The organism is uncultured Actinomyces sp., assembly GCF_963526355.1.
Taxonomy (GTDB): domain Bacteria; phylum Actinomycetota; class Actinomycetes; order Actinomycetales; family Actinomycetaceae; genus Actinomyces.
This window is the reverse complement of the sequence record NZ_CAUROW010000093.1, coordinates 1-7254: the sequence shown is the minus strand read 5'-3', so window position 1 is coordinate 7254 and position 7254 is coordinate 1. Positions and strand designations below refer to the sequence as shown.

At 68.4% G+C, this 7254-nt stretch carries 6 protein-coding genes and 2 pseudogenes; 4 read left to right on the top strand and 4 right to left on the bottom strand.

The annotated features are described in order from the left end of the window. From RWR81_RS11640 to RWR81_RS11630, 3 genes and pseudogenes are all read right to left on the bottom strand, one after another. Positions 1-191 (bottom strand): annotated as a pseudogene (locus RWR81_RS11640) (hypothetical protein); the annotation flags it as partial. A 573-nt stretch (positions 192-764) separates the two neighbouring features. Continuing rightward, positions 765-1802, bottom strand: coding sequence for an iron chelate uptake ABC transporter family permease subunit (locus RWR81_RS11635; protein WP_314457904.1), 1038 nt, complete (start codon positions 1800-1802; stop codon positions 765-767). Between the two features lie 98 nt (positions 1803-1900). Further along, positions 1901-2902, bottom strand: a complete 1002-nt coding sequence (locus RWR81_RS11630) for an iron ABC transporter permease (RefSeq protein ID WP_314457903.1) — start codon at positions 2900-2902, stop codon at positions 1901-1903. 74 nt (positions 2903-2976) lie between these two features. Between RWR81_RS11630 and RWR81_RS11625 the strand changes: the two genes are divergently transcribed. From RWR81_RS11625 to RWR81_RS11610, 4 genes and pseudogenes are all read left to right on the top strand, one after another. Beyond that, positions 2977-4044 carry an iron-siderophore ABC transporter substrate-binding protein gene (locus RWR81_RS11625; RefSeq protein WP_314457902.1) on the top strand — a complete coding sequence of 356 codons (1068 nt, stop codon included), beginning with the start codon at positions 2977-2979 and terminating at the stop codon, positions 4042-4044. A 3-nt stretch (positions 4045-4047) separates the two neighbouring features. Further along, positions 4048-4923: an ABC transporter ATP-binding protein gene (locus RWR81_RS11620; protein WP_314457901.1), complete on the top strand. Its 876-nt coding sequence runs from the start codon at positions 4048-4050 to the stop codon at positions 4921-4923. Between the two features lie 279 nt (positions 4924-5202). Then, a pseudogene (locus RWR81_RS11615) lies at positions 5203-6233 on the top strand (zinc-dependent alcohol dehydrogenase family protein). Between the two features lie 122 nt (positions 6234-6355). Next, positions 6356-6907, top strand: coding sequence for an NAD(P)H-dependent oxidoreductase (locus RWR81_RS11610; protein WP_314457900.1), 552 nt, complete (start codon positions 6356-6358; stop codon positions 6905-6907). A gap of 83 nt (positions 6908-6990) precedes the next feature. Here the strand turns inward: RWR81_RS11610 and RWR81_RS11605 are convergent. Next, a partial coding sequence (locus RWR81_RS11605; protein ID WP_314457899.1) for a GNAT family N-acetyltransferase occupies positions 6991-7254 on the bottom strand: 264 nt, incomplete at its 5' end.

The window sequence follows — 7254 nt, the reverse complement described above, 5'->3', positions numbered from 1 at the left end:
GCGTCGGCGATCCCCTGCTCGGCGCGAGCGACGGCCGCCGAGGCGCTGGCACTGGTACTCGCGCTGGCCTCAGCACGCGCGCCCCTCATCGAGCAGGCTCCCACCCCCAGCGACAGCACGCACACCACCAGCCCCACTGCCACCCTCCGACGCCTGAAGCAAGAGCCGGTCCAGCCGTAGACGGCCGGCATTCGCCGTGTGTGAGCCCGCGTCGGGTGTCGTAGGGACATACTCATCACGGAAGCCTCCTCGCCACCGAAACAACTCCTCACACCACCGGGTCGAACAACACTGTCCATCCGGGCGGTGTATTGACCTTACCCGCCCGTACACACCCACCGCCAGACCTTGACACGCTCCTGTGGAAAACCCCCGGACAATACCTCACCGACCAGCGGGTCCTGTACGACGCCGGGCGGGAAGCTGGCCTGAGAAGGGTGGACATCCACGAGGCCAATAGTGAATCGTCCAGGCTTGATAGAGGCGGTGATGCGAGGTCTGGGGCAGAGGAAGGACTCGCTGGAGCTGTGTGTGCGAGCCGCGAGGGCGACATAGGGGCTCTGGCCGGCTCAGCACGGGCCAGGGTGCGATCCGTCAGACCGCCAGGGAGTAGGTCGTTTGGACTGCGTGACGTCTACTCGCATCCCGCCACCTGAGACAACGCGAATCAGGCCTGGGTCAACACAAGCCCCACCCGGTCCGTCCGGCTCCAGTGACTGCCGAACCATCCATCTCAGGTGGATCCGCACCGCCCACCCGCCGTGTCAGCAGGCCTGACCGCCGCGGTCGGAGGGCAACACGAGTAGCCAGATGAGGTAAATCCCGCCCAGCGCCGCACTGACCAGACCCACCGGTATCTGAAAGGGACTGAGCAGACGCTGCGCCAGAAAGTCGGCCCCGCTCAGGAGCAGGGCCCCCATGGCGGCTGAGGCGACCATGGCGACCCCGGCCGACCGGCTCAGACGCCGCGCCAGCTGCGGGGCCGCCAATGCCAGAAAGCCGATCGGTCCAGACACCGCCACGCACACCGCCGCCAGCACAACACCATAGCCGAGCATCGCCCCGCGGATCCTGCCGACGCGCACCCCCAGGCTGGTAGCGGCGTCGTCACCCATCTCCAGCATGGTCGCGGGCCGAACGAACCAGAGCACCTGCGGCAGCAGCATGATCGCAGCGATGAGGAGCGGGCGGACCTGCCCCCATGAGATGGCGTTGAAGGAGCCGTACTGCCAGGCCTTGGCCACCTCAGCGCTCTGAAGCGGCGCACGGGAGATGAGGTAGTTGTTGGCCGCAGACAGCATCTCCGACAGGGCGATGCCGGCCAGAATGAGATTGTCGCCGCCGATCCCGCGACGCAGCGTAATGAGCGCGACGAACGTCGCCGTGGCGAAGCCGCCGAGGATCGTACCCGCACCGATCTGAAAGGTCGAAGAGGCGGAGACCAGCAGGATCGCCAACAGCCCTCCTGTGGAGGCGCCGGTAGTGAAGCCGACGATATCGGGACTGCCCAGGGGGTTGCGGGACAGGCTCTGGAAGATGGCGCCCGACAGCGCCAGCATCGCCCCCACCAGCACGGCCGCGAGCGCCCGCGGCAGACGCTGGTCAATGATGATGAAACGGTCCAGTTCACTTCCCGCTCCGCGCAGCAGTGCCCCCAGGGCGTCCGCCGCGGAGATGTTGTACGTGCCGGTCAGGATCGACAGCACCATGACCGTCAGGGCCGCCAGGACCAGGACGATCGTAATCGCGACGGCGCGGCGGTGGAGCAGGATCTCCTGCCGAGACCCCACGGGCAGTCTCATGAAGGACCGGGGAGGTCCCGAGTGGACCGGCCGCCCCTCCTCTCCCGGCTTCTCCGGCGACTCCGTCTCCTGCGGGAGTGGGTTCACGGCGGGCCGGCTCATCGGGTCCTCACCCCCATACGGTGCACCACCATGGCCAGGAGGACGGGACCGCCAATGAAGGCGGTGACAACGCCGGCCTCCATCTCTGCGGGGACGATGAGGATGCGTCCCAGGATGTCGGCCCCCAGGAGCAGGATCGGCCCGGCCACGAGGGAGGCGGTCAGTAGCTTGCGCTGGTCCGCCCCCAGGGCGAGTCGCAGCACCTGCGGCACCACGAGCCCGACGAAGGAGATCGGGCCGACGGCCGCCGTCGACGTCCCGCACAGGAGCGTGACGGCGGCCAGCGCCAGGGTGCGCGCCCGTGCGGGGCTCACACCCAGGGCCTTGGCCTGCTCCTCCCCCAGTGCCAGGGCGTTGAGGGTGAGCCCGGAGGCCAGGGCCAGCACGAGGCCGATAGCGAGGAAGGGCCCGATCCACACCAGCAGGCCGGCATCGCGCCGGGCGAGCGACCCCAGGACCCAGAAGCGGTAGGAGTCGAAGGTCTCGGAGTCGTACATGGTGATGGTGCCGGTGACGGCGCGCAGGCTGGCCCCTAGCGCCACTCCAGCCAGCACCAGGCGCGCAGGCCCGGCCTCGGCGCTGCGACGGGCCATGAGGTGGACGAGTCCTGCGGCCAGGGCGGCGCCGGCGAAGGCGAACCAGAGGTAGCCGCCGACATCGCCGACTCCCAGGACGGACAGCGACAGGACGACGGCGAGGGAGGCACCGGCGTTGACGCCAAGGATTCCGGGCTCGGCCAGCGGGTTTCGGGTCAGTCCCTGCATGACGACCCCGGCGACGGCAAGCGCCGCCCCGACGACGATCGCCAGCACGGTGCGCGGCATGCGCATCCTCCAGATAATGATGGATGCGGCAGTCTTCCTCTGACTGGTCAGCCCGGTGAGAATCTCCTCCGGGGTCAGGCTGCGGGTCCCGACGGCAAGACTGACGAGGATCAGCACCGCAAGCAGCGCCAGGCAGATGAGCAGTACAACGCCTACTCGGGACCTGAACGCGATCTTGCCCACTCCTACCTCATTTCCTACAGGTTGGTTCTTGATCAAAGCGGCACGGCTGAGGCTAGCCTAAGCTCATGACATCGCTCTACAGCCGCCGGTCTGCGCTTACCTTCGCGGGACTGGCCACTGCTCTGCCCATCCTGGCCGCCTGCTCCTCCAAGAAGGGCGAATCGGACTCGGCGCCCTCCTCATCCTCCTCGGGCTCACCCACCTCCGCAGGAGCCAAACCCACCCCGACATCCTCGGTGCCCACGGGCATGCCCGAGGGCAAGGGCTCTGGTCAGGCCGAGGACGTCTTCCCCCGCACGGTCGTCCACTTCAAGGGCTCGGCCGAGATCTCTGCGGCCCCCACGAAGATCGTCGTCATCGCCACCGGTCAGCTCGACGTCGCTCTCACCCTGGGCATCGTGCCGGTGGGCTCCACCAAGGGCGACGGCGCCGAGGCCGTGCCGGGCTACCTCAAGAAGGCCTTCCCCCAGTACGCCGACAGGCTGGGCTCGATCACGGACATCGGTTCCCGCAAGGACCCCAGCGTGGAAGCCGTCAGCAACCTGGCCCCCGATCTCATCCTCATGAACGGGGCCATCAAGAAGGCCGACGAGGTCTACGCCTCCATGTCCGCCATCGCCCCGACAGTGGTGACGCAGGGAACCGGTCAGTACTGGAAGCAGGACTTCCTGCTCGTGGCCGACGCCCTGGGCAAGCCCGACACGGCGAAGAAGTGGCTGGAGGCCTACCAGGCCGACGCCGCCAAAGCCGGGGCTACTATCGAGGGAGCCCCCACGGTCTCTCTACTGCGCCACAACGAGGAGCGTCTGCGTTTGTTCGGCCCGCTATCCACCCCTGGCTCGGTGCTGGCCGACATGGGGCTTGCCCGTCCCAAGGACCAGCAGTTCACTGATGACACCTCCAAGGACATCTCCCCTGAGCAGCTCGAGCAGGCCGACGGTGACTGGCTGTTCTACGGCGTCCAGGGCGGTGACGCCTCGAAGGTCACTTCACTGGACCTGTGGCCGGCACTGAACCCCGTCGACACCAAGCAGGCCGTCCAGGTCGACGACGACGCCTTCTTCCTCAACGCCGGTCCAACGGCTATCCGCACCATTCTCACCACGGTCTCCGACTCCCTGAAGAAGAAGTAGCCCGTGCCCACCCCCGTCTCGACAGAGGCGCCCGCGGACGCCCAGGCCCCCTCTATGGGTCTGGGCGTCCGGGGCATCTCTGTGGCCTACCACCCCGGTCATCCCATCATCGAGGACCTGAGCACGGCCATCACCCCGGGCGCGGTGACGATGATCGTGGGCCCCAACGGCTGCGGGAAGTCGACGCTACTGCGCGCCATGAGCCGGGTGATCTCACCATCGGCCGGACAGGTGTTCCTCGACGGCCGTGACATCGCCTCCCTGACACCCAAGAAGCTCGCTCGTCAGGTAGGCATGCTCGCCCAGTCCTCCATCGCCCCGCCCGGGATCACGGTCCACGAGCTGGTGGCACGCGGCCGCTACCCCTACCAGTCGCTCCTGCACCAGTGGTCGCCCGACGACGACACGGCCGTCTGCGAGGCCATGGAGCGCACCGACGTTACCGACCTGGCGAACCGGCACGTGGACACCCTCTCTGGCGGTCAGCGTCAGCGGGTGTGGGTGGCCATGGCCCTGGCCCAGCGCACTGACATCCTGCTGCTCGACGAGCCGACCACCTACCTGGACCTGGCCCACCAGGTGGATCTGCTCGAGCTGTGCCGCGAGCTCAACACCGAGCTAGGGACCACGATCGTGGCGGTCCTTCACGACCTCAACCAGGCTTGCCGCTACGGGGATGAGGTCATCGCGATGCGTGCGGGCGCCATCGTGGCCCACGGGCGGCCTGAGGAGGTCGTCACCGCCGAGATGGTTAAGGAGGTCTTCGGTCTGGCCGTGCAGGTCATCTCCGACCCGCTCACCGCCACCCCGCTGGTGCTGCCGCTTCCGCGTGAGGCCGGTGCGACGACGGCGGGCGGCGGGGCCGAACGGTCGCAGTAGATCCTTCTCGGGTTTGGCAAGGCTTTGGCCGAGCGCGATCATCCGCGATCGCATGTGATCACCACCGCCGCTCGTCAACACCGGTCTTCGCCCGCGCTTGAGCCGAATACGCCGAGCCCTCGGGCCGAGACCGGCGTCCCACAGCCCCATTGGGCTGCCCTGACAGAACCTCCCACGCGGTGGACCCGAGTCGAGGCGCGCGTTTAGTCTTCACATATCAACCGGCACTGATGTGAGGACTTGCCCGTGACTGCTTCCACCACCGCTCTACCCACTACGATGCGCGGCGTCGTCATGCACGCCGCCGGTGACGTCCGCGTCGAGGACCGCGAGGTCCCCCACGTCATCGAACCCACCGACGCCGTCATCAAGCTCGAGGCCGCCTGCGTGTGCGGCTCGGACCTGTGGCCCTACCGGGGCATCCAGCCCCTGGAGGGGGCACGGCCCATGGGCCACGAGTACGTGGGCACCGTCGTCGAGATCGGCGACGACGTCAAGAACGTCAAGGTCGGCGACTTCGTCGTCGGCTCCTTCTGCCTGAGCGACAACACCTGTGAGATCTGCGAGGACGGCTACCAGTCGCGCTGCGCCAACGGTGGCTTCATCGGCGACACCCAGGCCGAGTACACACGCGTGGCCCTGGCCGACGGCACCCTCGTCGTCGTTCCCGGCGGCAGGCCCGAGGACCCGGAGATCATCGCCTCGCTGCTGGCCGCCTCCGACGTGCTGGGAACCGGATGGTTCGGGGCCGTCGCGGCCCAGGCCGGCCCCGGCAAGACCATCGCGGTGGTCGGCGACGGCGCCGTGGGCCTGTCCGCCGTCCTGGCCGCCAAGACCCTGGGGGCTGAGAAGGTCATCGTCTTCTCCCGCCACGAGGACCGGGCGGCGCTGGCCCGCGAGTTCGGTGCCGACGTCGTCATCGCCGAGCGCGGCGACGAAGGCGCGGCGAAGGTCAAGGAGCTCACCGACGGCTACGGCGCGCACGGCGTCGTCGAGGCCGTGGGCAATCAGACCTCGATGATGCAGGCCATCGCTTCCTGCCGCCCCGGTGGGCACCTGGGCTACGTGGGCGTGGCCCACGGCGTCTCCCTGCCTGGGGACCAGCTCTTCTTCGCCGAGATCAACATGCTGGGCGGCCCCGCGCCGGTGCGCCGGTGCGCCGTTTCCTGCCAGACCTCATCGACCGGATCCTCAAGCGCGAGATCGACCCCGGCAGGGTCTTCACCCTGCGCCTGCCCCTGGAGGAGGCCCCCGAGGCCTACAGGGCCATGGACGAACGCCGCGCCATCAAGGTGCTCCTGGAGCCCTGATCAGGCCTCCGCCACCCAACGCCCCAGGTGCGTGGCACCGGAAGCTCAGGGCACGACGTCGTTGACGTCTCCCCACCGAGCGACGCACCGCCCACCATCACCATCTGAAAGCAGGAGCGTTCATGAAGACCCTCGTTCTCGTCTTCCACCCCGACATGTCCGCCTCACGCGCCAACCGCCCTCTGGCTGCCAAGGCCGAGACTCTCGGCGATGACGTCACCGTGCGCTACATGTACGACATCTACCCGGACCAGAAGGTCGACGTCGCCGCCGAGCAGGCCGCCCTGGAGGCCGCCGACCGCATCGTCCTCCAGTTCCCCATGTACTGGTACTCCACCCCCGCCCTGCTCAAGCAGTGGCAGGACGACGTGCTCCTCTACGGCTGGGCCTACGGCTCGACCGGTAAGGCCCTGGCCGGCAAGGAACTGCTGGTGGCCGTGAGCACCGGTGGCCCCGGCGAGGCCTACAGCCACGAGTCCTCCTACGGTTACACGATCACCGAGCTGCTGCGCCCGCTCCAGGCGACGGCGAGCATGGTCCAGATGACCTACCTCGAGCCCTTCACCACCACCGGGACCCTCACCATCACCGATGAGGCCCTGGCCCAGCGGGCCGAGGACTACGCCGTCACACTGGCGGCCAAGGACCTGCCCGTCCTGGAGCCTCACGGCTGAGCGCACCGACACGCAGCTTCATACGCCCGAGGGCCCCGGACCGGCGAAGCGGCCTGGGGCCCTCGGTGCGTCTCAAGCGCGTCTCAGTCGCCGTCGGCCAGGTCCTTGAAGTAGCGGGCCACCGGCCAGCGCCGGAAGCCGAGTCCCTCATAGGTGGCGCGGGCCGGTGCGTGTCCACGGTCCCCACCGGTCTCCACCATCACCATGGCCATTCCGGCGGCCCGGGCCCGCTCCATGGAGTGGTTCATGAGGGCTCGCCCGATGCCGCGGCGCTGGTAGTCGGGGTCGACGACGACGATGTAGACCTCCCCCATCCTGTCCTCGGGGTGCAGACGGGTGCACACCCA

Coding starts and splice junctions, on each gene's coding strand:
- RWR81_RS11635 (WP_314457904.1), bottom strand. CDS start 1,802: ATGAGACTGCCCGTGGGGTCTCGGCAGGAGATCCTGCTCCACCGCCGC.
- RWR81_RS11625 (WP_314457902.1), top strand. CDS start 2,977: ATGACATCGCTCTACAGCCGCCGGTCTGCGCTTACCTTCGCGGGACTG.
- RWR81_RS11610 (WP_314457900.1), top strand. CDS start 6,356: ATGAAGACCCTCGTTCTCGTCTTCCACCCCGACATGTCCGCCTCACGC.